This window comes from Kitasatospora sp. cg17-2, assembly GCF_054031055.1.
Genome location: NZ_CM132923.1, coordinates 231,814 through 257,891 on the forward strand (window position 1 = coordinate 231,814; position 26,078 = coordinate 257,891).

Below are 26,078 nucleotides of genomic sequence, written 5' to 3' on the forward strand. Positions count from 1 at the left end.
CAGGGGTCGGAGGCGCTCGGCCCGGCTGCCCGGCGCCCCGACCGGCTCCACCCACTCCCCGACAGACCTCCCGAGGAATCTCCATGAGCAAAGCCCACGACCCGACTCCCGCCCCGCGCCCGCCCACCGGCCCGGGCCAGGGCCCGACAGGCTTCGCCGGCGTGCACCAGGTGACCAAGCGGTTCGGCGCGGTGCAGGCGCTCGGCGGAGTCACCCTCGACTTCCCGGCCGGTCAGGTCACCGCCCTCATGGGGGAGAACGGCGCCGGCAAGTCCACCCTGCTCAAGATCCTCACCGGCGACCACCAGCCCACCGAGGGCCACGTCGTCCTCGACGGCAACCGCATCGACCTCGCCTCCCCCGCCCAGGCCCGCGCCGCCGGCATCCGGATCATCCCGCAGGAACCGGAGATCATCCCGCACGTCTCGGTCGCCGAGAACGTCTACGCCGGCGCCCTGCCCCGCGCCGCCGGACGCCGCCTGGACCGCGCCGAGCTGCGCCGCCGCATCACCGGCGACCTCCAGCGCCTGGGCTTCGACAAGGTCCTCGACCCCGACCTGCTCGGCTCCCAGCTCACCCCCGCCCAGCGGCAACTGGTCGAGATCCTGCGCGCCCTCACCGGCGAGGCCAAGGTCATCGCCTTCGACGAACCCACCTCCTCCCTCTCCGAGCACGAGGTCGACGCCCTCTTCGCCCTCATCCGCCGACTGCGCGACCAGGGCGTCGCCGTGATCTACGTCTCGCACCGGATGCAGGAGATCTTCCAACTCGCCGACCGCATCGCCGTCCTGCGCGACGGCACCCTCGCCGGCGTCCAGGACGCCGCCACCACCACCGAGGGCGACCTGGTGCGCCTGATGGTCGGCCGCGACCTGTCCGCCATGTTCTCCCGCACCCGCGTCGCCACCGACCGCCTCGTCCTGGACGTCCGGGGCGTCACCACCGACGACGTCCACGACATCAGCCTCCAGGTCCACGCCGGCGAGGTCGTCGGCCTGGCCGGACTCATCGGCGCCGGACGCTCCGAACTCGCCCTCGCCCTGGCCGGAGACCGCCCGATCCGCTCCGGCACCGTCACCCTCGACGGCCGCCCCCTGCGCTCCGGCCACCCCGGCGCCGCCGTCCGCGCCGGGCTCGGCCTGGCCCCCGAGGAACGCAAGGCCCAGGCCCTGTTCCTGCACCGCTCCATCCGCGACAACACCAGCACCGTCGTCCTGGAACGCCTGCGCCGCTTCCGCTTCGTCAAGCGCGGCGCCGAACGCGAACTCGCCCAGGAGTACACCGACCGGCTGCGCGTGCGCACCCCCTCGATCGAGCACGAGGTCCGCAAGCTCTCCGGCGGCAACCAGCAGAAGGTCGTCCTCGCCCGCTGGCTCGCCCGCAAGCCCAAGGTCCTGATCCTGGACGAGCCCACCCGCGGCATCGACATCGGCGCCAAGGCCGAGATCTACCGGATCATCGCCGACCTCGCCGCCGAAGGCGTCGCCGTCCTGGTCATCTCCTCCGAACTCCCCGAGATCCTCGGCCTCGCCGACCGCGTCCTCGTCATGCAGAACGGCCGCGTCACCGGCGAACTCGACCGCGCCGACGCCACCGAGGAAGCCATCCTCAGCCTCGCCATGGCCGACGACATCGCCACCGTCCCCACTCCTGGAGCATCCGCATGAGCACCACCACCGGCACCCCGCCCACTGCCAAGGCCGGCGGGAACCTGCCGCACACCTCCGGCGGCGCGACCAGGATCCTCGCCTCCGTCGGCGCCCAGAACCTCAGCCTGATCGGCGCCCTCGTCGTCGTCCTCGCCCTGTTCGGCACCCTCAACGACAACTTCCTCAGCCTGGGCAACATGCAGGTCGTCGCCGAGGCCGCCACCATCACCGGACTGCTCGCCGTCGTCCAGACCGTCGTCATCATCATCGGCGGCCTCGACATCTCCGTCGGCTCCCAGGCCGGCGTCGCCTCCGTCGTCTCCGCGATGGCCTTCACCTCCGCCGGGTCCAACCCCTACCTCGGCATCGCCGCCGCCCTCGCCGTCGGCGTCCTGGTCGGCATCCTCAACGGCCTCGTCATCGTCTACGGCCGGGTCAACCCCACCATCGCCACCCTCGCCGGACTCGCCGCCTACAAGGGCCTCGCCCAGCTCCTCTCCGACGGCCGCGCCCAGGGCTACGTCCTCAACGACGACCTCTTCGTCTTCCTCGGCCGCGGCAAGATCGCCGGCCTCCCCGTGATGGTCTGGATCCTGATCCTGGTCGCCGTCGCCGCGCACGTCCTGCTCAAGTACACCGACATCGGCCGCAACATCTACGCCATCGGCGGCAACGACACCGCCGCCCGCCTCGCCGGCATCAGCATCAACAAGTACCTCATCGCCGTCTACGGCCTGATCGGTGTCGTCGCCGCCGTGGCGGGCGTCCTGCTCACCGCCCGCACCGGCAGCGGCCAGCCCGTCTCCGGCAGCGAAGGACTCGAACTCAAGGCCATCACCGCCGCGGCGCTGGGCGGCGCAGCCCTCAAGGGCGGCAAGGGCGGCATCGGCGGCACCCTGCTCGCCGTCGCCCTCCTCGGCTGCCTGGAGAACGGCCTCACCGTCCAGGGCGTCAACTCCTTCTGGCAGAACGTCGCCCAGGGCTCCCTGCTGGTCATCGCCGTCGTCATCCAGCAGCGCCGCAGCGGCGAGCGCCCCATCGGCCTCCCCGCCTGACCTGCCCGACCTGCCTCACCTGCCCGACCGCCAGACCCTGCGCCCCGGCCCCGTCCGTCCCCCGGTCCCTCCCGGCGGACGGACGGGGCCTGCCTGTCGGCCCCGCCCGCTGATCACTGCCGCTACGATGTCCGCGCAGACATCAGCGGAAGCGGAAGGGGCCGGTATGAACAGCGCGGCCAAGCCCGGCGCTGCCGCGCGTTCCACGCGGCGCCCGGCGTCCCAGGCCGACGTGGCCGCCCTCGCGGGGGTGTCCTCGCAGACGGTCTCCCGGGTCGCCAACGACCGGCCCAACGTCGAGCCCGAGACCCGCGAGCGGGTGCTGTCCGCGATGCGCATGCTCGGCTACCAGCGCAACAGCGCGGCCCGGGCCCTCACCCTCGGACGCTTCCACGCCCTCGGGGTGGTGACCTTCGACGTCACCGCGCAGGGCAACGCCCGGACCCTCGCCGCGATCTCCCGGGCCGCCCAGGCCGCCGGCTACTCGGTCCACGTGGTCTGCATCGAGGACGAGACCGAGGAGGCCGTCCAGCGCGCCGTCCGACGGCTCACCGACCAGGCCGTCGACGGCCTCGCCGTCATCGAGGCCCAGATCCTCGACCGGCCCGGCTTCGACATCACCTCCGGCGTGCCGGTCGTCGTCGCGGACGGCGATCCCGACCGCCGCTACACCTCCGTCGACACCGACCAGGCCGCGGGCGTCACGACCGCCGTCCAGCACCTGCTCGGCCTCGGGCACCGGACGGTCCGGCACATCGGCGGCCCGCAGAACTCCTATGCCGCCCGCCGGCGGGCCGCCGCCTGGCACAGCGCGCTCAAGGCGGCCGGAGCCCCCGTGCCGCCGATCGACTTCGGCGACTGGACCGCCGCGTCCGGCTACGCGATCGGCCGACGGCTCGCCGCCGAGCCGGACGTCACCGCCGTCCTCGCCGCCAACGACCAGCTGGCGCTGGGCCTGCTGCGCGCCCTGCACGAGGCCGGGCGCCGGGTGCCGGAGGACGTCAGCGTGGTCGGGTTCGACGACATCCCCGAAGCGGCCTTCTTCGTGCCCCCGCTGACCACCGTGCGGCAGGACTTCGACGAGGTCGGGCGCCAGTGCGTGGCCCGGCTGCTCGACCGGATCGAACCGCCGACGGACGAGGGCGCCCCCGTCACCTCGGTGGTGGTCCGGCCCGAACTGATCGTCCGCGCCAGCTCGGCCGCGCCGCCGCCCGCCGGTCGCGCGGGCCGCTCGGGCCGCGCCTCCTGACCGGACACGACGCACGCGCGTGCCCCCACCGTCGTCCGGCGGGGGCACGCGCCCTTCGTCCGAGAGGGTCAGCCGATCCTGAACCGCTGCCCGGCACCCGCTCCGCAGGGCTCCTGCACCAGCGCCGCCCCGGGCTGCGCGGCGTTCGCCGCGACGGCCAGGCACTGGCCGCTGTGCCGCGCCACCAGCGCCGACCAGCCGCCGCCGGTCGGGCGGACCGACCACTCCTGGTTCCACGCGCCGCTGCACCCGTACTGCACCACCGGGGCGCCGTCCGCGACGGACTCGCCCGCCACGTCCAGGCACAGCCCGCCGGAGCGCACCACCACGGACACCTGGCCCGGGCTCGCCGCCCGCAGCGACCACTGCTGGCCCGGGGCCCCGGTGCAGTCGGACTGGACCACGGCGCTGCCGGCGGCGTCCGCGCCCCCGGCGGCCTCCGCGCACAGGCCGCTGCGCCGGACCGTCACCGGCTGCCACACGTCCGCGGCCGCGCCGCGCACCGACCACGACTGGTTGCTGCCGGCGGTGGCGGGCCAGACGCCCACCGGCGCGCCGTCCCAGCGGGCCGCGTCGCCGACGTCCAGCAGCAGCCCGCTCGCCCGGTTGACGAAGGTGCCGCTCCCGTCGCCGGTGGTGGAGCGCATCCACAGCTGCTTCGCCGCGTTGCCGGGATCGGCGAAGCCGAGGGTGCCCGAGGTCACCGCGAGCGCCTTGCCCGTGCCGGCGTTGGTGATCCGGTAGGTCGCCGTGCTGTCCCAGCCGCCGCCGATCCGGGTGATGTTCCACTTCTGGCCCGGGTCGGCCGGGTCGGGGGTGCGCTGGACGGGCCCGCCCTGGGCGGAGGGTCCGGCCGCGAGGGCCAGGCCGCTGTTCCCGTTCAGCAGCTGCCGGGAGTCACCGGCGGGGGTGGCCGCCGTCGCGGTGTTCGCCCCGGACGTGCCCGGCAGGACGAAGGTGGTGACCGACCCGGGGCCGACCGTCGTGGTCAGCGTGGCGGCGGCCGTCACCGTCAGGTCCGCCTCGCGCCGCAGGTCCTTGGTGGCGTCGGTGGTGTAGCGCTGGACGGCCGTACCGGAGCCCGGCTTCTGGAAGCCGGCCAGGTCGAGGGTGAGGGTCTGCGCCGCGCCGGTGTCGTTGGTGTGCACGACCACCGTGCCCGCGCCGCCCGGCCGCAAGGCCGCGAGGGTGGCGGCGGAGTTGGTGGCGACGACCCGGGCGCCGGGCCGCACGAACCTGGTGTAGTTCGCCATCGCCCAGTACTTCTTGTTCTTGCGGACCGGCTCGGCGCCGGCGTCGGCGGGTGTCAGGTCGACCTGGATCAGGCCCCAGTTGGAGTTCTCGTGGGCGGGCGTCATGTTCTCGTAGTCCTCGACGGCCTGCCAGAGCACCCAGGCCCGCGGTTCGAGCTCCTTGAGGTCGCCGTTGATGCGGTCGGCGAGGTCGAGGGCGGGGTCCATGTCGGTGAAGTTCTGCGGCCCGCTGCCGCCGAGGTCGACCTCGGACATCCAGAGCGGCTTGCCGGAGCCCTTGGCGATGTCCCGGGCGCCGACGCGGTCCCGCGGGCTGTAGGTGTGGACGTTGAGCTTGCCGATCGCCGAGCGGGTCGCAGTCGGGTAGGAGTTCCAGTCGTCCCGGAACATGGCCGGGTCGGTCTCGTCCATCGCCGCCACCGGTGTGGCCAGTCCGGCCGCGGTCAGCGCGCCGCGCAGGCTCCCGATCATTCGCGCCTGCGAGGCGTGGTCCCAGTGGGAGCCTTCCTGCGGGCCGCCCGCGCGCCAGTACCCGGTACCGGGCTCGTTGACCGGCGACAGGGAGCCGAAGGTGACGCCGGTGGACTCCTGCACCCGCTTGACGGCCCCGGCCAGGTAGGCGGCGAACTTCTCGTACTGGTCCGGGCGGAGGTTGTCCTGCCAGCTGTTGACCGCGCCGGAGACCAGGCCGCTGTTGGTCATGAAGTACGGGGCGGAGTTGGAGTACGCCTCGAAGGTGTCCGCGCCGCGGCTCTTCGCGGCGGTGAGCCACCAGCGCTGGTTGGCGTCGGCGGCGGCGTTCCAGTGCTCGGGGTTCGCCGGGTCCCACCAGTCCGCCGACCCGGCGGCGCCGCCCTGGGCGCCCACCTGCGGGGCGTTCTGCGCGGGGCGGTTCCAGTAGCCGGGAACGGCCGCCCCGGGCCGCATGTACGGCGCGGTCTCGGGGCTGTCGCCGCCGCCGATGTTGTAGCGGGCGACGGTGAGGCCGAGGCCCTCGGCGCCGAAGAGCTCGTCGGCCAGCCGGTTGCGCTGGGCCTCGGGCCAGCCACCGGTGACGTTGGCGAACCAGCCCAGCGAGGTGCCCCAGCCCTGGAAGGGCTGCTGCTGGTAGGAGGGGTCGAGCCGGACGGTGAGGCGGGCGGACGGGGCCGGCTCGGCGGCCGCGGCCGACTGCGGCGGCGCGAGCAGGCCGGCGCCGGCCGCGGCGACCGCGACGGCCGCCGTGAGGCAGCCGCGGGCCGTGCGGTACCGGGTCTTGGTTCGGGGAGCCATCGGTCCTCCAGGGACGGGAGCGGGCAGGCGAACGGCACGCCCCTCGGGTGGGGGGAGGGGCGTGCCGGTGGGGAGGCGTGGAGGTGGGGCGGCGTGGACGACGCCGGGGTGCGGCCGCGTCGGCGTCGGGCGGACGCGGCCGGGCCCGGGGTCAGACCGTGACGGTCCGGCGCCCGAACTGCTGGTTGGTGCCGCCGTTGCAGGTCCACTGTTCGAGCGCGGCGCCGTCGGTGGTGGCCTGGTTGACGACGTCCAGGCACTTGCCACTGTGCCGCGAGACCAGCCGGACGTTCCCGGAGCCGTCGGTCACCCGCTGGACCTGCCACTGCTGGGACAGGGCGTCGGTGCAGGTCTTCTGCACGACGAGGGCCCCGTCGAGGGTCGACCCGCCCTCGAGGTCGAGGCACTTGCCGCTGTGCCGGGCCATCACCTGCGCGTAGCCGGTGCCGAGGTTCTTCACGAAGAAGTTCTGGTTGGCGCCGTTGCCGCAGGTCCACTGGAGCAGCCGGGCCGACTCGGCGAAGGAGTAGTCGCCGACGTCGACGCACTTGCCGCTCTGCCGGCCGACCAACTGCTGCCAGGTGGCCTTGAGCGGGGTGATCCGTCCGGCGGCGGCGTTCACGTTGATCTGCGGCGAGTAGCCCAGGGTGAGGGTGGTGTCGGTGGGGAAGGCGAGCGGGAGCCACACGTACTGCGAGTCGTTGACCGTGCCGCCCATGGAGTTGCCCCAGCGGTCGCCCAGGTAGAGGTAGCTGGTGCCCTGGTTGCCCACCACCGGCAGGACGAAGGCGGTCTGGCTGCCGTAGGTGACGCCGTCACCGGCGTCCCGAAGTCCGCTCCAGGTGCCGGTGATGCTGCTGGCGGTCGCGTACTTCTGCTGGTTGGGGGCCCAGCCGCTGGCACCGGAGGTCAGCAGGAAGTAGACGCCGTTGCGCTTGAACAGGGCCGGGGCCTCGCGGGACTCGCCGTTCCACAGGCTCTGCACCTGCGCGTCGATGCCGGTGTAGTCGGCGGTGAGGCGGTAGACGTGCAGGTCGCGGTTCTCGTTGGAGGCGGAGACCATGTAGCCGGTGCCGTCGTCGTCGACGTAGGTGGTGATGTCCCGGGACATCTCGCCGAGCGGGCGGAAGCTGCCGCGCCAGGTGTAGTCGCCGTCGACGGTGGAGGAGACCGCGACGGCCGCCCGGGCCTCGCTGTAGTCGGTGGCGCTGCCCTCCTTGTGCATCCACATGACGAACTGTCCGGTGGCGGCGTTGTACATCACCTTGGGACGCTCGATGTTCGCGCCGGCCAGCTCCGGGTCGGTCGCCTGCGTCAGCACGTGCCGGCGGAACTCCCAGGTCTTCAGGTCGGTCGAGCGGTACGCGGAGACGTACCGGAAGGAGTTGTCGGCGTTGCGGTTCTCGCCGAACCAGTAGTAGTACGCACCGACCTTGATCACACCGCCGCCGTGGGCGTGCAGCGGGTTTCCCGCGGTGTCCGCGAACTGGGTCCCGTTGGTCACCGTCACGGTGACCGCCTCGGCCTGCCCGGCGCCCTGGAACAGGGAGGCGCACAGGGCCAGTGCGGCGGCGCCGACGGCCGTTCTCAAACGCAGCATGTCCACTTCGTCCTTCGTTCGACGACGCGCCCGCGGGCCGATCGCGGCGCGGCGGACCGTCCGACCGGTGCGGGTGACCGCGCGGCAGCGGCCGCGCCGACGCCTCCGCCCGGGCCGGGCGGCGACGGCGACCGATCGCGGGCGCGTCGTGGGTGGGGGTGGCCCCGACCGTCGGCGACAGCGCGTCCGTCGCTGATGTTCGCGCAAACAATCGGGGTGATGGAGAGTTTCAGAGCACTGTTCGGTTGTGTCAAGGCTTCTGACCGGTCGACAGGCAGAACGGGGGAATCAGGACCGAATCCTCTACCAGGGGCATACGTCCGACCACACATCGTCATGTTTGAGCGTTGTTTTTCGTTGATTTATGTTCGATCAAGAAGCCGACCGATACGGGCGGCAGCCCGTGATCCGCTCCTCCCCGCTGCCCCGGCGGCGCGGCGCTAGGGTGGGACGCACGGGAGCGCGGCAGCCCGTCCCCTCCGCCGTGGAGGCCGCGGATCCGATGGGAGCACGGTGTGGACGACCACGGTGGTGGAACGACTCCCGACGGCGCCCGGGGCTTCTCCTTCGCGGGCCGGGGCGCCGAGCTGCGCACGCTGCTGGGCGCGGTGTCCGGAGTGCGCCCGGCCGTGGTGCTGGTGGAGGGCGAGGCGGGGATCGGCAAGTCCCGGCTGGTCGCCGAGGCGTCGCAGGTACTGCGCGGACAGGGCCTGCGGGTGCTGGCGGGCGCCTGCCACCCACTGCGCGAACCGCTGGCCTACGGACCGGTGATCGACGCGCTGCGCCGGATCCGGCCGTGGCTGCCCCCGGTCGGGCGGCTGGGCGCCTCGGCGGGAGCGCTGGCACCGCTGCTGCCCGACCTCGCCGACGCCCTGCCCCCTCCCCCGCCCCCGCTGCCCCCGATCGAGGCGGGCTCCTCCAGTGCCGGCCTGCACCGGTTCCGGGTGGTGTCGGCGGTGCGGACGCTGCTGGAGGCGGTGGCACCCGCGGTCCTGGTGGTGGAGGACCTGCACTGGGCGGACGAGGCCACCCGCGAACTGCTGCTCCTGCTCGCGACGGACATGCCGCAGGACGTGGCGCTGGTCCTGACCTACCGGGCGGAGGACCTTCCCGCCGGCCGGCCGGTGCTGGGCGCGCCGTTCCGGCGGCCGCCGGGCACGGGCGTCGTCGAGCTCCGGCTCGGCCCGTTGGGCGAGGCCGAACTCCGGGCGATGGCCCGGGAGGGGCTCGGCCGCGAACCGGGAGCCGAGCTGGTGCGCACCCTGCTGGAGCGCAGCGGCGGCCTGCCGCTGGTGATCGAGGAGGACCTGCTCACGCTCGCGGACTCGCCGTCCGACGCGGACCCCGGCGCCCTGCGGGTGCCGCGGAGCCTGGGCGAGGTGCTGGCCGAACGCAGGAGCCGCCTGGGCCCGGACGCGGCCGCCCTCGTGGACGTCGCGGCGGTCCTGGCGGTCCCGGCCGGGGAGGCGCTGCTCGGCGGGGCCGCCGGTCTGGACGAGGACCGTGCCGCCGCGGCCCTCCAGGAGGCCGTCGGCTCGGCGGTGCTCCGGCAGACCGGTCCGGACGCCTACGGATTCGCGCACACGCTCGCGCAGGAGGCGGTGTACGGCTCCCTCCCCGGCCCGGTGCGCACCCGCGTCCACCGGCGCGTCCTGACCGTGCTGCTGACGCTGGACCCGCCGCCGCTGGTGCAGATCGCCCACCACACCCGAGCCGTCGGCGACCGGGCGGCCTGGCTGCTCCGCGCGCAGGAGGCGGCCGACCGGGCCGCGGCGGTCGGTGACCACGGCACCGAGGCCGTGCTGCTCGGCGAGATCGTGGAACAGCCCGACCTCGCGCCCGAGCAGCTCGGTCGTGCGGCCAGGGCCCTGGCCTACGCGGCCTCGGTCAGCACGCTGTCCGGTTCCAAGGCGGCCGCCCTGCGGAGGATCCTCGGGCTGCCCGGCCTGCCCGCCCCGGTCCGCGCGGCGATCAGGGCGAGCCTCGGCGCGGTCCTGATCTACCAGGTCGGCGACCTCTCGGGCGAGGAGGAGCTGGTGACCGCGCTGACGGAGGCCGGCGGGAGCGATCCCTCCGCCACCGCGCGGCTGCTGGCCCTGCTGGCCCTGTCGGAGACGGGGCGGTTCACGCTCGCCGAGCAGCGGGCCATGGTCGAACGCGGTCGCGCGCTGCCGCTGGCCCAGGAGGACCACCGCTCCAGGTCGATGCTCGACCTCGCCCGTCTGTCGCTGCTGAGCACGGCGGCCGACCCCGCGGTTCCCGCGGTGCTGGCGGCGCTGCCCCGCGGGGGCTCCGACGTGCCCGTGCTCCAGCACACCGCGACGATGGTCTGCGCGACGATCGGCCGCTCGATCGCCGTCGGCCACGACGCACGGGCCGCCGCCGACCTCGCCGGGACGCGGGCGATGGTGCCGCTCGTCCGTCTCCCCGTCCTGGAGTTCTACCTGACCTGCCAGCAGATCGTGCTCGACTGGCAGTCCGGGCGCTGGGAGGAGGCGGACCGCGGCCTGGTCGCCTTCCGGGAACGCTTTCCCCGGAGCCGTCTGGCGTCCGGTGGGCTGCCCGCCGTCGTGCGGGGCCTCACCGCCGCCGCCCAGGGCCGCACCGCCCAGGCCGCCACCGTGTTCGACGAGGTCCTCGCCGGGGGCCTGCACCTGAACTCGCTCGGTGTCGCCGCGGGGCGGGCCCGGCTGCACCTGGCCCGCAACGATCCGGGGGCCGCCTGGCGGACCCTGACCGACCCGCTCGACTTCCTCGGATTCCTGGACGGCAAGGAGGCCTGGGCCCACGCCTGGGACCTCGTGCCCACCGCCGTCGAGACCCTGCTCGCCCTCGACCGGGTCGGAGAAGCCCGCGAGGTGACCGAACGCCACGCCGTGGGGATCCAGGGGCGTGACGCACCCGGCGCGATCGCCGAACAGCACCTGTGCCGGGGCCTGCTGCTGCGCGGGACCGACCCGGATGCCGCGACGGCGGCCTTCGACCTCGCCGCCACCCGGTGGACCGACATCGGCCGCCCCTACCAAGCGGCCCTCGCCGCCGAACGCGCCGCCCGCACCCGCACCGACCCCGACGAAGCCGTCGCACTCCTGGCCGGGCCGATCGCCGCCTTCGAACAGCTCGGCGCCACCTCCGACGCCGCCCGCTGCCACCGCGCGCTGCGCGAACACGGCCGACAGACCCCCAACCCGCGCGGCCGCACCGGCTACGGCAACAACCTCTCCCCCCGCGAGGAACAGATCCGCGACCTCCTGGCCACCGGCGCCACCAACAAGGACATCGCCACCGCCCTCTTCCTCTCCACCCGCACCGTCGAGAACCACGTCGCCCGCGTCCTCACCAAACTCCGCACCACCCGCACCGACCTCGCGCGAGGGGACGGGCAGCACGGCTGAAAGCCCCCTGCCCCGGGTGCGTACCCGGGGCAGGGGGCCCACCGGCGACGGGACCGGTCAGTCGACGGTCCAGGTCTGCAGGGCGGAGCCGGTGTCGGACTGGAGGGTCACCTTCGCGCCGTTGGTGGCCGAGCCCGCGGTGAGGACCAGGCCGCCGACGGCCGAGGCGATGGTCTGCCGGTCGTCGTTCGAACGGGCCGTGATCTTCCAGCGCTGGCCGGTCCGGGCGGTGTCGCAGGCCCGCTGGACCACGGTGGCACCGGCCGCGCTCCCGGACGCCTCGGCGCACTTCCCGGAGGCCTTGTTGGCCACGGTGTAGGTGCCGTCGGACTGCGCCGCGACGGTCCAGGTCTGCTTGGGTCCGCGGTTGGGGGCCCAGAGCACCAGGTCGGTGCCGTCGGAGGTGGAACCGGCGTTCTCCAGGCCGACGCCGTCGACGTCCCCGACCACGATGCCGTGCTCGCCCTCCACCGTGCGCACCGTGCCGGGCCACGGAATGCCCGGAGCGGCGTGGAAGCCGATGCCGGCGGCGGTCCAGCGCTGGCCGTGCTGGGCGAGGCGCTGGCGGAAGCTGCTCCAGTCGCGGCCGGACTGCGGGGTCCAGCCGACCTCGGCGAGGGCGGGCAGCCGCGGGAAGCTCATGTAGTCGGCGTACTCCTGGGGCGAGGGCCAACGGGTGCTGGAGGTCGGCAGGTTGTTACTGCCCTCGTAGGCGCGGTCGGCCCAGAGGGCGGCCTCGACGCCGGCGATCTGCCCGGCCGGGACGATGGCGCCGGTGCCGTCGAGCTTGCCGGTGACGGTCTCCGGGTCCCAGGCGTAGGAGCGCTGCACCGGCACGTAGCCGGACCAGCTCAGGCCGTAGGGGGTGGAGACGTCGTACTTCATGTCCAGGTAGGCGTGGTCGGACGGGGACATGATGTACTTCGCGCCCTGCGCAACACCCTGGCGGAGGTGGGTGATGCCCGGCTTCTCGCTCGCCGTGCCGATGGTCTCCCGGTCGCTGTCCTCGCCCCAGTACTGGAGCAGGCTGCCGGCGGGGAGGGGCGACTGGCCGAGCTGGTGCCAGCCCATCGCGGTCTTCTTCCGGGCGGTGGTCGCGTCGGTGGCCGCCTTGACGTAGGAGTCGTACTCGTCCTGGGTGGCCTGCGGGGTCTCGTCGCCGCCGAGGTGGACGTAGGGGCCGGGGGTCAGGTCGGCCACGGCGTTGACGACGGTCTGCAGGAAGCTCTTCGTCGCGTCCTTGTGCTTCTGGTCCTTCAGACAGTAGAGGCTGATGCCGACGTCGAAGCCGGAGTAGGGGGCCTTGGCCTTGTCGTCGCAGTTCAGTTCGGGCACCGAGGCCAGGGCGGACATGGTGTGGCCGGGGCCGTCGATCTCGGGGACGACGGTCATGAAGCGGGAGGCGGCGTAGGAGACGATCTCCTGGTAGTCGGCCGCCGTGTAGTACCAGCCGGTGCCGCCGGTGAAGCCGCTCTGGGTGCTGGCGCCCACCTTGGTCAGCTCGGGCAGGGCGTCGACGGCGATGCGCCAGCCCTGGTCGTCGGTGAGGTGCAGGTGCAACTTGTTGATCTTGTAGGCGGCGGCCTCGTCGATGTAGCGCTTCACCTGCTCGACGGGGAAGAAGCGGCGGGCCACGTCCAGCATCACGCCGCGGTACTCGTACCGGGGCGCGTCGGAGATCTTCGCGGGTGCCACCGTCCACGTCCGGGACTGCTTGCTGCGGGACTCGACCGCGGCGGGCAGCAGCTGACGGAGCGTCTGCACGCCGCGGAACAGGCCCTGGGCGCCGTGCGCCGTGACGACGACGCCGTTCTTGTCGGAGGAGACGGTGTACCCCTCGGCGCCCAGCGAGGCCGGGCCGTCGGGGTTCAGGACGAGGGCCTTGTCCGGTGCCTTGTTCTTCCTGACCACCTTGAGGTCGTAGCCGGTCGCGGGCGCGAGCAGCTTGGAGAGGTAGCTGCCGACGCCCAGCGCCGCCGCGTCCTTGGAGAGGACGGCGATCCGGGTCTTGGGGGTGAGGGTGAACCCCGCGCCCGGTACCGCCTGCTGCGAGACGGGCTGCGGCACCAGGGCGTACGGCGCGGGGGTGGGCGCGGCGGGCGCGGCGGCGGCCGGGGAGAGCGTCGCGGCGAGCGGGAGGGTGAGGGCGACCGAGGCGAGCGCGACGAGGCCTCGGCCCCGTCGGTGGAACCGGTTCATGCTGGACTCCTTCTGTGGGGGGAAGGTGCGGGAGCCGCTCGAGGGCGGGCGGCCGGGAGGGCGCGGTACGCGCCGGCGGCGGAGGGTGCGTCGCCGCCCGGGAGTTCGCGCCGGGGGTCCTGCCGCACTGCGGACCTGCTCGTCCTGTGGCAGCGGAAGTACAGCCGGTCCACAGTGCGACAGAGCATGAATAGCGCTCGTACATGCTCCGAGAGAGAGCTTTTCGAGCAGCTTCAACCATGAAGGTGTCAGGGCGCCAAGCGGGCGTCAAGACCTACCCGGCCGTAGTTTCGGGTGCTTCCGCGCGCGCCGGGCCGGGCATGCCGAAGGGCCCGCCCCCGGGCTCGGGGGCCGGGGGCGGGCGTTCGGGGGCGGACGTTCGGGGTAGGTCCGGCGCTACTTCACGGACCCCGCGGTGAGACCGGAGACGACCTTGCGCTCGATCATCGCGAAGAGGACGACGACCGGCACGATGGCGATGACCGAGCCGGCGAACAGGAAGTTCCACTGGACGGTGTAGTTGCCGATGAAGCTGTTGATGCCCACTGTCAGCGGCTGGTTCTCCGGGACCGTGGACAGGGTCAGTCCCATCACGAACTCGTTCCAGGCCGCGATGAAGGTGAAGATCATCGCGGTGACGACCCCGGGCATCGCGAGCGGCAGGGTGATCCGCAGCAGCGCCCCTCCCCTGCCCAGCCCGTCGATCATCGCCGACTCCTCCAGGGCCACCGGGATGGAGGCGAAGTAGGCGGTGAGGATCCAGATCGCGAAGGCCAGGTTGAAGGCCGCGTTGCACAGGATCAGCGTCCACACCGAGTTCAGCATGTCCAGCTGGTAGAACTCGCGGTAGAGGCCGACCAGCAGCGAGGTGGGCTGGAACATCTGGGTGACGAGCACCAGCAGCAGGAACAGCTTGCGGCCCCGGAACCGTACCCGGGCGGTGTAGTACGCGGCGGGGATCGCGACCAGCAGGACGAGCAGGGTGGACCCGGCGGCGACGAGCAGCGTGACGCGGAGGTTGTCGCCGAGGTGGGACTCGCGCCACACGTCGACGAAGTTCGCCCACTCGAAGGTGGACGGCAGGTAGCCGGCGTCGCGCAGTTCGTTCGCCGGCCGCAGTGCGGTGACGACCATCTCGACGTACGGCAGCAGGAATCCGGCCGCCAGCAACCAGGCGGCAGCGGCGATCAGCAGGGTGCGCGGGCGGAGTGCGGTGCGGGTGGGGCGCGGGGCGGCGGCCCTCGCGGCACGGGCGGTGGCGACGGGCGGGGCGGTCTCCACGATCGGGGCGGTGTCCCCGGTCGGGGCGGTGTCCCCGGTCGTGAGGGTGGAGCGGGCCATCAGTTCTCCTCCTGGTTCCACCGGCTGGCCTTGAGGAAGACGACGACCATGACGACGACGAGCGCGAAGTTCACCACGGACATCGCGGCGGACTCCCCGATGTCCGAGTTCTTGAGCTGGTACATGAACACGGTGGTGGTGGCGGTGTCGCTGTCGGGTCCGCCGTGGGTCATGCTCCAGATGATCGGGAAGGAGTTGAAGACGTTGATCAGATTGATGACCACCCCGACCAGGAAGGCCGGCCGCAGCAGCGGGAGGGTGATCCGGACATACGTCTGCCAGGGGCCCGCGCCGTCCACCCGGGCCGCCTCGTAGACCTCGCCGGGCACGGTCTGCAGTCCGGCCAGCAGGGTGTAGGTGGTGAAGGGCAGGGAGACGAAGACGGCGACGAACATCATCCAGGGCCAGGCCGTCGCGGGGTCGCCGAGCCAGTCCCGGGGGCCGTCGATCAGACCGAGGTCCTTCATGAGGGTGTTGAGGACGCCCGCGGTCTGGTTGAGCATCCACTTGAAGCCGATGGCGGTCATCACGACCGAGGCGGCCCAGGGCGCGATGAGCGCCCAGCGGGTGAGGCGCCGGCCGGGGAACCGCTGGTTGAAGAGCTGGGCCAGCGCCAGGGAGACCAGCATGGTCGCGCCGACCACGACCACCGTCCACACCACGGTCGACAGGACGACCGAGGGCAGTGACGGTTCCGCGAACAGCTGCTTGTACTTGTCGAACCCGGCCGAGCCCCGGACGAATCCGCTGCTGCTGATCCTCAGGAACGAGGTGCGGACCATTTCGTAGACCGGCCAGAGGACGACCAGGGCGATCAGCAGGACGGCCGGCCCGATCCAGGGGAGCGGTCCGAGCCGGGCCAGGCCGCCCCTGTCCTTGCGGACCGGGGTGTCCTTGCGGACCGGGCCCGGTGTGGTTGAGGTGGTGGACACGAGGGAGTGCCTGCCTTCCGTGACAGTGCGGTGCGCGGGCTGCCTACTTGTCGGAGACCGCTGCCTCGGCCTTCTTCTGCAGCTCCCCCAGGACCTTGGCCGGGTCGGTCACGGCCGTGCCGCCGCTCTTCTTGATCTCGGCGGAGACGGCGTCCCAGGTGGTGTCGCCGAGCGGGTAGAAGACCGCGTTCGGCAGCAGCGAGAAGAAGGGTTCGAGGTCCGCGTGCTTGCCGTTGCCGGTCATCTCCTTGAGGGTGTCCTCGGTGACCGGCATCAGGTTGTAGAGCTCGTCGAACTTGAGCGTGTTCTCCTTGGCGTACGCGAAGTCCAGGAACGCGCGGACCTGCTCCTTGTGGCCGGGGCCCTTGAACGCCATCATCCAGTCGGCGACGCCGAGCGTGGACTTCAGCGCACCCGCCTTCCCGGGGATCGGCGCGACGCCGTAGTCGACCTTGCCCTCCTTGGACATCTGGATCAGGGAGGGGTGGCCGTTGAGCATGGCGACCTTGCCGGCCGCGAAGTCCGCGAAGGCGGTCTTGCGGTCCGTCGTCGCGGGGTTGGCGTAGGTGAGGCCGGGAGCGACGAGGTTCGTCCTCAGCCAGCCGAACGCGTCGATGTTGGCCTGGCTGTTGAGCGTGTAGGCGCCCTTGGCGTCGGTGAGACCGCCGCCGTTGCCGAGCTCCCAGATCAGGGACTCGCCCTGGGCCTCCTCCGGGCCCAGCGGCAGTGCGTAGGGGGTCACGCCCGGCACCGCCGCCTTGATCTTCTCGGCCGCGGTCCTGACGTCGGCCCAGCTCTTGGGCGCGTCGGTGACGCCCGCCTGGGCGAGGAGCGACTTGTTGTAGAAGAACGCCCGCGCCGAGGCGACGAACGGGATCCCGTAGGGCTTGCCGTCGACCTCGCCGGCCTTGGCGAAGCTGTCGATCAGGTTGGCCCGGGTCGGCTCGGACAGCACCTCGTCCGCCCGGTACAGCAGGTCGTCGGCGACCTTGTCCGCGTAGCCGCCGGTCTGCAGGACGTCGGGCACGTTGCCGCTCTGGATCATCGTCTTGACCTGCGAGTCGATGTCGTTCCAGTTGATCACCTGGACGTCGACCTTGATCTTCGGGTTGGCGGCGGTGAACCGGTCCGCCACGTCCTTCCAGTAGGCGGCCGAGCTGTTCGAGGCCTTGTCGCCGTAGTCGGCGGCCACCAGCTTCAGCGTCACGTCCTTGTCGGCGGAGGCCGTGCCGCCACCGCTGCCGCTGCCGCAGGCGGTGAGGGCGAGCGCCCCGAGGGTGCAGGCACAGGCCGCCGCGAGAGAGCGCTTGTTCATCGTCAGTACCGCCTTGTCTCCCGGCCGGTCTCGGAGACACGGCCCAGTGGGGGTCTGGAAACAGCCGCAGAGTTCGGAGCGTGCATACACGTGGAAGATCCAACCGTGTTTCGCTCATAAACGAGCATCTGCTGTGGGCAAAGTAAACACGAGGACGCAGGACCGGGCCAGGCCCGTTACGCAAACGATGCCAACGCGGCAGGAGTCGGGCACGGGAGCTGCACAGGACGAACACCGCACAGGGGCGTTCGCCGTTCCGGCGCCGGCGGGCGGTGGGCGGCGGGCGGCGGGCGGCGGGGGCGATTCGGCACACCGCCCTCCCGCCCGCGCCGGAACGGAAAACGCCCGGCGGGCTGCCGCAGGAGCGGAGCCCGCCGGGCGGAGGTGCTTCGTGCACCAGGTTACGGCGGCGTGGGGCGGTGCGGGAGAGTCAGACCGCGACGACCTCGATACCGGCCTCGATGAACCGCGCCGCCATCTCGGGGACCAGACCGGAGTCCGTGACCAGCACGTCGATCCGGTCCAGGCCGCAGATCCGGGCGAAGGCGCGTCTGCCGATCTTGGACGAGTCCGTCGCCAGGATCACCTTCCGGGCGCGCTCCGCGAGCAGCCGGCTGATCCCGGCCTCGTCCTCGTGGTGCGTCATCACGCCGAGTCTCGGGTCGACGCCGTCCACGCCCAGCACGGCGACGTCGAGGACCACCTGGTTCAGCACGCCCTCCGTCAACGGCCCGACCAGTTCGTAGGTCTGGGGCCGCGCCACGCCGCCGGTCACCACCAGCTTGAACTGCGGGCGGACCGCGAGTTCGCCGGCGATGTTCAGGGAGTTGGTGACGATCGTGTAGACCGGCCCGGAGGCCGCCTCCCCCCGCTCCGCGGGCCCCCCGCCGGCCCGGAGCACCAGCGCCCGGGCCACCTCGGTGGTGGTGGTGCCTCCGTTGAGTCCGACGACGTCCCCCTCGCCCAACAGCTCGGCCACCGCGGTCGCGATGCGCTGCTTGTCCGACACCCGCCGCGAGGACTTGTAGCGCATCGGGAGCTCGTAGGAGACGCCGTGCGCGATCGCCCCTCCGCGGGTGCGGACGAGCAGCCGCTGCTCGGCCAGCTCGTCGAGGTCGCGCCGGATGGTCGCCGGCGACACCGCCACCGAAACGGCCGCCTCGTCGACGTCCAGCTTGCCGTCGACCGCGAGCAGTTCGAGCAGCTTGCTCCACCGCTCCTGCTTGGACATGCGCAGCAACCCTTCTTCGACTGGAACTCCGGCACCGCGCCTCGCCCGACGGGAACGGACGCCGCCCGGTGGCGGCCGGTCCGCCGCCCCGGGACGTGTGCGCGGAGTTGATCGTATCGCCGCATCGTCGCGCAGCGCGTGGCGCGGACAAGCCGTGCACGTCACACGACATTCGGCGGTCGGCCTCTGGACTCGGCGGGCCTTCTGGCTGGATACTGCGCTCACACATCTTGATGGATTTCGCATCTTTGGCGCTGTCAGTGCGCAACTTCGATCATCCAGGATGGTTCGACACCATGATCAGCAACCCCTCCCCGCGCCCGGCCGACTCCGTACGCTCCGTACGCCCCGTGCCGCCGCCCGCCGCCGTACTCCCGCCCGCTCCCCTGGCGGACCCCCCGCCCGACGACCCCTCGCCCGACGACCGCCCGCCCGGTTGCGTGATCGCGCTCGACGTCGGCGGCACCGGGATGAAGGGCGCCGTCCTCGACCACGGCATGCGCCCGCTGCACACCGTGCACCGACCCACTCCGCGCGCCGACGGGCCCGCCGCCGTGCTCGACGCCATCACGGACACCCTGCTCGCCCTGAACCGCTCGGCCGCGGAGTCCGGTCTGCCGGTGCACCACGCGGGCGTGGCCGTCCCCGGCATCGTGGACGACGCCCGACGACGCGCCGTCAGGTCGGTGAACCTCGGCTGGCACGACCTCCCGCTCGCCGCCCTGCTGGAGGAACGGACCGGCCTGTCCGTCGCCCTGGGCCACGACGTCCGCGCGGGCGGCGTCGCCGAGTGCGCGATGGGGGCCGCCCGCGGGGCGGAGGACGTCCTGTTCGTCGCCATCGGCACCGGCATCGCCGCGGCCCTCGTCTGCGACGGCCGACCGCTCCTGGCCGGCGGGTACGCGGGCGAGATCGGCCACATCCCCGTCCCGTCCGGCGCGGGGCCGTGCGCCTGCGGGGGCTCCGACTGCCTGGAGACGGTGGCCTCCGCCGCCGCCGTGGCGTCCGCCTACACCGCGCGCACCGGTCGGCCCGTGTCCGGCGCGGCCGACGTGGCCGCCCTCACCGCGCAGGGCGACCCCGTGGCGCGAGCGGTCTGGGACCGGGCCGCGACCGCGCTGGCGGAGGCACTGGCCACCGCCGCCACCCTGCTCGCGCCGGAACTGATCGTCCTGGGCGGCGGTCTCGCCGAGGCGGACCGGCTCCTGCTCGACCCCGTGCGGGCCGGACTGGCGAAGCGCCTGACCTTCCAGCGCCGTCCCGTCGTGGTACGGGCCGAGCTCGGCGACCGGGCGGCCTGCCTCGGTGCCGGCCTCGCCGCCTGGCGGGCGGCCGGACACCCCGTCGGCCGGCAGGCGTCCGGACCTCCCGCGGTCGCGCAGGCGCCCGAACGCCCCGTCGGCCGGCAGCCGACCGGCCACCCCGTGGCCGCGGACCGGACGGGAGCGCCCGCCCGATGATCCTCACCGTCACCCTCAACGCCGCGCTCGACGCCACCTGGAGCGTCGACAGCCTGCGGCCCCGCACCTCCCACCGCGTCGACGACGCGCAGGAACGGGCGGGCGGCAAGGGGATCAACGTCGCCCGGGTGCTCGGCGTCCTCGGGCACGACCCGGTGGCCACCGGACTGGCGGGCGGCGCCACCGGCCGCCTGATCCTCGACGGACTGCACACCGCCCGGATCCGGAGCGAGTTCGTCGAGGTGGGCGGCGAGTCACGGCGGACCCTCGCCGTCGTCTCGCGCGACGACGGCGACGCCACCGTGTTCAACGGGCGCGGGCCGTCGGTGACCTCGGCCGAGTGGCAGCTCTTCCACCGGCGCTACGCGGCGCTGGCCTCGACGGCGCGCGTGGTGGTCCTCAGCGGCAGCACTCCGCCGGGCCTCCCGGCGGACGCCTACGCGCAGCTCGTCCGCACGGCGGCGGCGGCCGACGCGCTCACCGTGCTCGACACCAGCGGCCCGGACCTGCTCCAGGCCCTCGAAGCCCGGCCCGACGTGGTCAAACCCAACGCCGAGGAGATCGCCGCGGCGACCGGCCAGGCGGACCCGGCCAGCGCGGCCGCCGCACTGCGGTCCCTGGGCGCCCGCACGGTCGTCGCCTCCGCCGGCGCCGACGGCCTGTACGCCGTCACCCCGGAGGGCACCTGGCGGGCGGCGCCCCCCGAACGGCTGGCCGGCAATCCGACGGGCGCCGGCGACGCCTGCGTGGCCGCGATCGCGGCCGGGCTGGACGCGGGCTCGGCCTGGCCGGACATCCTCCGCACGGCGGTGGCCCTGTCGGCGGCCGCCGTCCCCTGCCCGGTCGCCGGCGAGGTCGACACGGCCGTCTTCCGGCGGCTGCTCCCCGGGGTCGTCGTCGAGGCTCTCCCGCCGCGCCCGTGACGCGGCTCGCGCACTTCGTATTGCTCGATAGTGCTTGATTGAAGCGATTTACGAGCAACTATTGACAGAAAGAGTGATCGTGAAACAGCATGCTGAACAACCGGGCACCGGCTCCGCCCGCTCGGCCCCCTCCTCCCCTCTCTCACCGCAAGGACCCCGCATGACCACCTTCGAAACCTCCCGCACCTCGGTCGAGATCGCCTCGCAGCCCGCGACCTGGACACAGGCGGCCCGCTCCGCCGGCTCCCACACCGGTGCGCTGCCGCGTCGCGGCGAGCGGGTCGCCGTGGTCGGCTGCGGCACCTCCTGGTTCATGGCCCACGCCTACGCACAGCTGCGCGAGAGCGGCGGCCACGGCGAGACCGACGCCTTCGCGGCCTCCGAGTTCCCCCGCGGCCGCGGCTACGACCGCGTCGTGGCCCTCACCCGCTCCGGCACCACCACCGAGGTCCTCGACCTGCTGCTGGAGCTCAAGGGCAGCGTCCCGACCACCGCCCTCACCGCCGACCCGGCGACCCCCGTGATGACGGCCGCCGACCACGCCGTCGTGCTGGACTTCGCCGACGAGGAATCGGTCGTCCAGACCCGGTTCGCCACCACCGCGCTCGTCCTGCTGCGCGCGCACCTGGAGGCCGAGGGCGCACTGCCCGCCGGAGTGCGCCCGGTCGCCGAGGCCGTCCGGGACGCCCGGCTGGCCCTCGACCTCCCGCTGGGCCCCGAGCTGAGCGGCGCCGAGCAGTTCACCTTCCTCGGCACGGGGTGGACGTACGGCCTCGCCCTCGAAGCCGGCCTGAAGATGCGCGAGGCCGCCGGCGCCTGGACCGAGGCCTACCCCGCCATGGAGTACCGCCACGGCCCGATCAGCATCACCGGCCCCGGCCGGGTCGCCTGGCTGTTCGGTCCCGCCCCGCAGGGCCTCGCCGACGACGTCGCCCGGGTCGGCGGGCTCTTCCGGCAGGCCTCCGGGGGCGGGACCGGATCCCTCGACCCGCTCGCCGACCTGATCCTCGTCCAGCGACTGGCCGTGCTGCTCGCCGAGGCCCGCGGCTACGACCCGGACCGCCCCCGCAACCTGACCCGCTCGGTGATCCTCGGCCCCGCCGCCGCCTGACCGCTCCTCCCTTCCGGCAGGCCCGCCCTTCGCCTCCGGTACGCCCTCCCCGCGCGGACTCCCTGCACCGCGCACACCGCCAGCGCCTTCGTGGAGAACCCTCATGCCTCTGACACCCACCGGCGAGATCGTCGGCCCCGCCCACACCGGCGCCCACGGCGTCGGGGCGTTCAACGTCGTGCAGATCGAGCACGCCGAGGCCATCGTGGCCGGGGCCGAACGGGCCGGCCGGCCCGTCGTCCTCCAGATCAGCGAGAACACCGTCCGCTACCACGGCGCGCTCGCCCCGATCGCCCTCGCCTCCCTCGCGCTCGCCCGGGCGGCCTCGGTGCCGGTCGCCGTCCACCTCGACCACGCGGAGTCCCCCGAGCTCGTCCACGAGGCCGTCGACCTGGGCTTCACCTCCGTCATGTTCGACGCGTCCAGGCTCGACTACGACGCCAACGTGTCCGCCACCCGGCAGATCGCCGAGCACTGCCACCGGGCCGGCGTCTGGGTCGAGGCCGAACTCGGCGAGATCGGCGGCAAGGACGGCGCCCACGCCCCGGGCGTCCGCACCGACCCCGACGAAGCGCGCGCGTTCGTCGCCGCCACCGCCGTCGACGCCCTGGCCGTCGCCGTGGGCAGCTCCCACGCGATGCTCACCCGTGACGCCGCGCTGGACCTCGACCTGATAGCCCGGCTGCGCGCCGGGCTCGACGTACCGCTCGTCCTGCACGGTTCCTCGGGTGTCGGCGACGCCGACCTCGCCAAGGCCGTCGCCGCCGGCATGACGAAGATCAACATCTCGACCCACCTCAACCGGCTCTTCACCCGCACCGTGTCCGACCGCCTGCGGGCGGCCCCCGACACCGTCGACCCGCGCACCTACCTCGGTCCGGCCCGGGACACGGTGGCCACCGAGGTGACCCGGCTGCTGGGCGTCCTCACCGCCCGCTGACGGGCCGACGCGGCACATGATCACGGTTGGGCAACGTCGCGGGCCGGACGACCGGTTCGGCACTCCTTCCAGGCAGGCGGTCCGCATCCGAGCTGCACGGCGCGGACCGCCCACGACGAACCGCCCGACCATCCTTCCCCGAGGAACCGCATGCCGCCGCTCCGTCCCCGTCCGACCGCAACCACAACCGGCACGGCCCGCCGGACCGCCGGTGCCGTCTCGGTCGCCCTTCTCGCGGTCGGCGCGACAGTCTCCCCGGCTGCCGCAGCAGACGCCAGGTCCTACGACTTCGAGTCCCTCGGGGCCCAGGACTGGCCGTTCAGGGCCATCAACGGCTTCGGCGCCGTGAGCACCGCTCCCGCGCCGCCGGGAGGGACGGGGACCGCCGCGCGGTTCAACGTGCCGGCGGACGGGACCTCGTTCCGCGCCGAACTCGCCCTCAAGGGCCTGAGCGCGGAGAGCCACCGCTTCTCCTTCGCCGACTACCTCCCGAAGGACTGGCAGCAGGTCGACGACGACACGATCGTCGCCCAGTGGTTCAGCACCCAGCCCGGCAACGAGGGAGTCAAGCCCGTCCTCGCCCTCTCGGTGCACGGCGGCGACTGGCGGCTCAAGGTCCACTGGCTGAAGGACCTGGCCACCTTCGAGGAGTACGAGACCGTCATCCAGCTCGGCACGGTGCAGTTCGGCCACTGGAACCGCTGGGCCTTCGACATCACCTGGTCCACCCCGTCGACGCCCGGATCGATCACCGTGACCCGGGACGGCGTCCAGGTCGGCGCTCACCGCGGTGCCAACAACTACCACCGCGGTGAGCCACCGCACTTCAGGACCGGCATCTACCGCCCCGCCTGGCGCCCGGAGAAGAAGACACCCCCGACGGGCGGGCCCGATGTGGTGCTGTACGTCGACGACATCGCCATCACCCCGGTCCCGGCCGGAGCGGCGACCCCGCCGACCCCGCCGAACACTCCGACTGCTCCGGCCCCCTCGGCCCCTCCGACCCCCGCCAAGCCGACCGCGACGACCGGGCCTACTCCGGGCCCGAACCCGAACCCGAGCACAGCCGCTTCCGCACCTCCTGCTCCCCCGTCCGCGACTCCCACGCCGGCGCCGACCTCCGCCGCACCCCCGTCGGCGGTCCCCACGACCGTCGCCCCCTCCCCCACCGCCCCTGCGCCGGAACCGCAGGACACACTGGCCCTCGCCATCGACCGACCTGTTCCGACCACCACGAAGGAGCTGTCCACGACCGGCACCGGGGCCGGCGTCGCGGTCGCCTTCGCCGGAGGCACCGTCGCCGTCGTCGTCGGCACCTTCCTGATCCGCCGCCGCAAACCGGGCGCCCACCGACGCGGTTCCACCCCGCAGGACTGAAACCCGGTAGCCCGCCCGGGCGGCTGGCGGGCCGCCCTCCGGGTCCGGCCTGACCGGCGGGAGCGCCATCCCGCGAGCGCGATATTCGGAGGCCGGTGGCGACGGTAACTCGTATCGTGTGCGAGCGAAGATCGTCTGTCGGCAGGAGAGCAGTGGTGCGGTCCGAGGAGCACTCGGCATGGGAGCGGGACTTCCCGGTCCGTTACCTCCTGGTGCGGGAGAACTACGACGAGGAGAACGGAAGGACGAGCGACCTCTGGGGACGGTGCGCGGAGGTCGAGGGGCTGTTCTTGAACCCGCCGCCGCTGCCGCGGGAGGTCCTGACCCTGCGCGGCTGCCCGCGCGACAGTGTCCTGGCCCGGGCCGTCACGCGGTTCACCGACCCGGTGCGAGTGCTGGGCGATGTCGAGCTCATGATCCACCCCACAGACCCCTCGAACGACGGCCCGCACCGCTTCTGGATGCTGGCGGACACGGTCGTCCTGGCCCACAGGCCCACGCCCGGTGATCCCGAGCGCGTGGACCTCACCGTGGGCGCCGGCGTCAAGGAGGACATCTACTGGGGCTGCCAGCAGTTGCCTTCCTCCCCGCAGTTCGAGCTGTGGGCGGACTCCCTCGTGCCGGGCGGCCCTGTGGGCTGCTGTCTCTCGATCGACGGCCTGTTCTCCCCGCGCCCGCAGCGACCGGCCCAGCCCCTGCACCTGATCGGCTGCGAACCCGCCGAACCCCTACTGGCGGAACTCCGTTCGCCCCGGTCGGCGGACGACGAGGTGACCGAGCTGTGGGCCCTGGACCGCAACGGCCGTCACATGGCCCAGTACGACTTCGACTTCCGCGCCACCGAGGTCCGCCCGTCCGTCCTCGGCGGGGCCCTGGTCGACATCACCGTCGCCGACCCAGCCAAAGACTGGCCCTGGCTGGCGGGCCGACCCACCCTGGCGGCCCGCGACGTCCGGGAGGTCTGGTACGACGGCGTCCCCACCCGGCGCAACCTGTGGGCACCGTTCGACGAGCGCGGCCGGAAGGAGTGGCACAACCTCTGCCGCATCGGCCCGTACGGGCCCGGTGTCGGCCGCTCCGGCGGGACGTACCACCTCGACGGGCAGTACGCCACCGAAAGGGCCGGCCTGCTCCTGGCACTCGGCGAAGCCCTCATCGGCCCCGGCGGCACCTACGGCCACTGCCTCGAATCGGTCAAGGACCACCTGGGCGGCGGTCCTTCCGTCTTCTCACCCTTCACCCTGGTCTGGCACCACGCCGACGTCGCCCGAGCCGCCCTGGCACACGACCCCGATCGGCACGGATCCTTCTTCGAGCAGACCGTGGACCTTCTGAGCCGCTACGGCGTCACCGTCGTACTCCGGTGACGGCCGACGCCCGGTAGGCCCGGCCACGAGCTGATGTTCGCGACCGAACCATGCCGAGCCCCGGACGTTCGGCCTGCGCGGCACACCCAGGACCGAACCCCTTCGGGAGCACCTCGCCGACACCACGACTGCGGCACGCCCTGGGAGGCCGGCCGCGACCCGACCGGCGTCGACCTGACCTTCACCGCACCGACCACCCCGCCGGATTCCGCCGATATTCGGAGACGATCACCATGTCGGACCCACCGAGTAGTGCCAGTTCACCGGTCTGATCTCCATGAACCTGTGAAGGACCAACGCGCGGTCGATGGGCCGCCCGACGATGAACCGCTGGTACAGGCGGTCATAGGACCAGACAGGGCAGATGTGCTCAATCCCGTCTACCGGCCATGGAGTCGGCGCTGCATGG

17 protein-coding genes are annotated in these 26,078 nt (G+C 73.1%); 10 read left to right on the top strand and 7 right to left on the bottom strand.

The genetic code is table 11. The annotated features are described in order from the left end of the window. Window positions 1-83: 83 nt before the first annotated feature. From ACW14Y_RS00905 to ACW14Y_RS00915, 3 genes are all read left to right on the top strand, one after another. Window positions 84-1,667, top strand: a complete 1,584-nt coding sequence (locus ACW14Y_RS00905) for a sugar ABC transporter ATP-binding protein (protein WP_456985507.1) — start codon at window positions 84-86, stop codon at window positions 1,665-1,667. Continuing rightward, window positions 1,664-2,704, top strand: coding sequence for an ABC transporter permease (locus ACW14Y_RS00910; RefSeq protein ID WP_380312011.1), 1,041 nt, complete (start codon window positions 1,664-1,666; stop codon window positions 2,702-2,704). The genes ACW14Y_RS00905 and ACW14Y_RS00910 overlap by 4 nt, the downstream gene beginning before the upstream one ends. Before the next feature lie 166 nt (window positions 2,705-2,870). Next, a complete protein-coding gene (locus ACW14Y_RS00915) occupies window positions 2,871-3,953 on the top strand; it encodes a LacI family DNA-binding transcriptional regulator (protein ID WP_456985508.1) in 1,083 nt (360 codons plus the stop codon). Window positions 3,954-4,021: 68 nt separating this feature from the next. Here the strand turns inward: ACW14Y_RS00915 and ACW14Y_RS00920 are convergent, their stop codons facing one another. Both ACW14Y_RS00920 and ACW14Y_RS00925 read right to left on the bottom strand, forming a co-directional pair. Next, window positions 4,022-6,478, bottom strand: a complete 2,457-nt coding sequence (locus ACW14Y_RS00920; RefSeq protein WP_456985509.1) for an RICIN domain-containing protein — start codon at window positions 6,476-6,478, stop codon at window positions 4,022-4,024. 151 nt (window positions 6,479-6,629) lie between these two features. Next, window positions 6,630-8,078, bottom strand: a complete 1,449-nt coding sequence (locus ACW14Y_RS00925) for an RICIN domain-containing protein (protein ID WP_456985510.1) — start codon at window positions 8,076-8,078, stop codon at window positions 6,630-6,632. A 515-nt stretch (window positions 8,079-8,593) separates the two neighbouring features. On the opposite strand from ACW14Y_RS00925, the gene ACW14Y_RS00930 reads away from it, so the two are divergent. Further along, window positions 8,594-11,473 (top strand): ATP-binding protein, encoded by a 2,880-nt coding sequence (locus ACW14Y_RS00930; protein ID WP_456985511.1) that lies wholly within the window; start codon window positions 8,594-8,596, stop codon window positions 11,471-11,473. 57 nt (window positions 11,474-11,530) lie between these two features. Here the strand turns inward: ACW14Y_RS00930 and ACW14Y_RS00935 are convergent, their stop codons facing one another. From ACW14Y_RS00935 to ACW14Y_RS00955, 5 genes are all read right to left on the bottom strand, one after another. After that, entirely contained in the window at window positions 11,531-13,672 is a 2,142-nt protein-coding gene (locus ACW14Y_RS00935; protein WP_456985512.1) for a family 20 glycosylhydrolase, read from the bottom strand. A 396-nt stretch (window positions 13,673-14,068) separates the two neighbouring features. Continuing rightward, window positions 14,069-15,013 (bottom strand): carbohydrate ABC transporter permease, encoded by a 945-nt coding sequence (locus ACW14Y_RS00940; protein WP_402725123.1) that lies wholly within the window; start codon window positions 15,011-15,013, stop codon window positions 14,069-14,071. Continuing rightward, window positions 15,013-15,945 carry a carbohydrate ABC transporter permease gene (locus ACW14Y_RS00945; protein WP_266308942.1) on the bottom strand — a complete coding sequence of 311 codons (933 nt, stop codon included), beginning with the start codon at window positions 15,943-15,945 and terminating at the stop codon, window positions 15,013-15,015. Before ACW14Y_RS00945 ends, ACW14Y_RS00940 begins: the two co-directional genes overlap by 1 nt. Window positions 15,946-15,988: 43 nt before the next feature. Continuing rightward, entirely contained in the window at window positions 15,989-17,260 is a 1,272-nt protein-coding gene (locus ACW14Y_RS00950) for an extracellular solute-binding protein (protein ID WP_456985513.1), read from the bottom strand. A gap of 430 nt (window positions 17,261-17,690) precedes the next feature. After that, window positions 17,691-18,491: a DeoR/GlpR family DNA-binding transcription regulator gene (locus ACW14Y_RS00955; protein WP_380309793.1), complete on the bottom strand. Its 801-nt coding sequence runs from the start codon at window positions 18,489-18,491 to the stop codon at window positions 17,691-17,693. 296 nt (window positions 18,492-18,787) lie between these two features. Here ACW14Y_RS00955 and ACW14Y_RS00960 point away from each other — a divergent pair, with 296 nt between their 5' ends. From ACW14Y_RS00960 to ACW14Y_RS00985, 6 genes are all read left to right on the top strand, one after another. Next, the gene (locus ACW14Y_RS00960) at window positions 18,788-19,951 is read left to right on the top strand and encodes an ROK family protein (protein WP_456985514.1); all 1,164 of its coding nucleotides are present in this window, start codon (window positions 18,788-18,790) and stop codon (window positions 19,949-19,951) included. Further along, a complete protein-coding gene (locus ACW14Y_RS00965; protein ID WP_456985515.1) occupies window positions 19,948-20,874 on the top strand; it encodes a 1-phosphofructokinase family hexose kinase in 927 nt (308 codons plus the stop codon). The genes ACW14Y_RS00960 and ACW14Y_RS00965 overlap by 4 nt, the downstream gene beginning before the upstream one ends. A gap of 160 nt (window positions 20,875-21,034) precedes the next feature. Next, the gene (locus tag ACW14Y_RS00970; RefSeq protein WP_456985516.1) at window positions 21,035-21,985 is read left to right on the top strand and encodes an SIS domain-containing protein; all 951 of its coding nucleotides are present in this window, start codon (window positions 21,035-21,037) and stop codon (window positions 21,983-21,985) included. A 103-nt stretch (window positions 21,986-22,088) separates the two neighbouring features. Beyond that, window positions 22,089-22,925, top strand: a complete 837-nt coding sequence (locus ACW14Y_RS00975; RefSeq protein WP_456985517.1) for a class II fructose-bisphosphate aldolase — start codon at window positions 22,089-22,091, stop codon at window positions 22,923-22,925. A 150-nt stretch (window positions 22,926-23,075) separates the two neighbouring features. Beyond that, window positions 23,076-24,302, top strand: coding sequence for a polysaccharide lyase (locus ACW14Y_RS00980; RefSeq protein WP_456985518.1), 1,227 nt, complete (start codon window positions 23,076-23,078; stop codon window positions 24,300-24,302). Window positions 24,303-24,457: 155 nt separating this feature from the next. Further along, window positions 24,458-25,669 carry a barstar family protein gene (locus ACW14Y_RS00985; RefSeq protein ID WP_456985519.1) on the top strand — a complete coding sequence of 404 codons (1,212 nt, stop codon included), beginning with the start codon at window positions 24,458-24,460 and terminating at the stop codon, window positions 25,667-25,669. The last annotated feature ends 409 nt before the right edge of the window (window positions 25,670-26,078 follow it).

Bases quoted from the DNA above. Each gene is read 5' to 3' on its own strand.
- ACW14Y_RS00905 (WP_456985507.1), top strand. From the start codon at position 84: ATGAGCAAAGCCCACGACCCGACTCCCGCCCCGCGCCCGCCCACCGGC.
- ACW14Y_RS00910 (WP_380312011.1), top strand. From the start codon at position 1,664: ATGAGCACCACCACCGGCACCCCGCCCACTGCCAAGGCCGGCGGGAAC.
- ACW14Y_RS00915 (WP_456985508.1), top strand. From the start codon at position 2,871: ATGAACAGCGCGGCCAAGCCCGGCGCTGCCGCGCGTTCCACGCGGCGC.
- ACW14Y_RS00920 (WP_456985509.1), bottom strand. From the start codon at position 6,478: ATGGCTCCCCGAACCAAGACCCGGTACCGCACGGCCCGCGGCTGCCTC.
- ACW14Y_RS00925 (WP_456985510.1), bottom strand. From the start codon at position 8,078: ATGCTGCGTTTGAGAACGGCCGTCGGCGCCGCCGCACTGGCCCTGTGC.
- ACW14Y_RS00935 (WP_456985512.1), bottom strand. From the start codon at position 13,672: ATGAACCGGTTCCACCGACGGGGCCGAGGCCTCGTCGCGCTCGCCTCG.
- ACW14Y_RS00940 (WP_402725123.1), bottom strand. From the start codon at position 15,013: ATGGCCCGCTCCACCCTCACGACCGGGGACACCGCCCCGACCGGGGAC.
- ACW14Y_RS00950 (WP_456985513.1), bottom strand. From the start codon at position 17,260: ATGAACAAGCGCTCTCTCGCGGCGGCCTGTGCCTGCACCCTCGGGGCG.
- ACW14Y_RS00955 (WP_380309793.1), bottom strand. From the start codon at position 18,491: ATGTCCAAGCAGGAGCGGTGGAGCAAGCTGCTCGAACTGCTCGCGGTC.
- ACW14Y_RS00960 (WP_456985514.1), top strand. From the start codon at position 18,788: ATGATCAGCAACCCCTCCCCGCGCCCGGCCGACTCCGTACGCTCCGTA.
- ACW14Y_RS00965 (WP_456985515.1), top strand. From the start codon at position 19,948: ATGATCCTCACCGTCACCCTCAACGCCGCGCTCGACGCCACCTGGAGC.
- ACW14Y_RS00970 (WP_456985516.1), top strand. From the start codon at position 21,035: ATGACCACCTTCGAAACCTCCCGCACCTCGGTCGAGATCGCCTCGCAG.
- ACW14Y_RS00975 (WP_456985517.1), top strand. From the start codon at position 22,089: ATGCCTCTGACACCCACCGGCGAGATCGTCGGCCCCGCCCACACCGGC.
- ACW14Y_RS00980 (WP_456985518.1), top strand. From the start codon at position 23,076: ATGCCGCCGCTCCGTCCCCGTCCGACCGCAACCACAACCGGCACGGCC.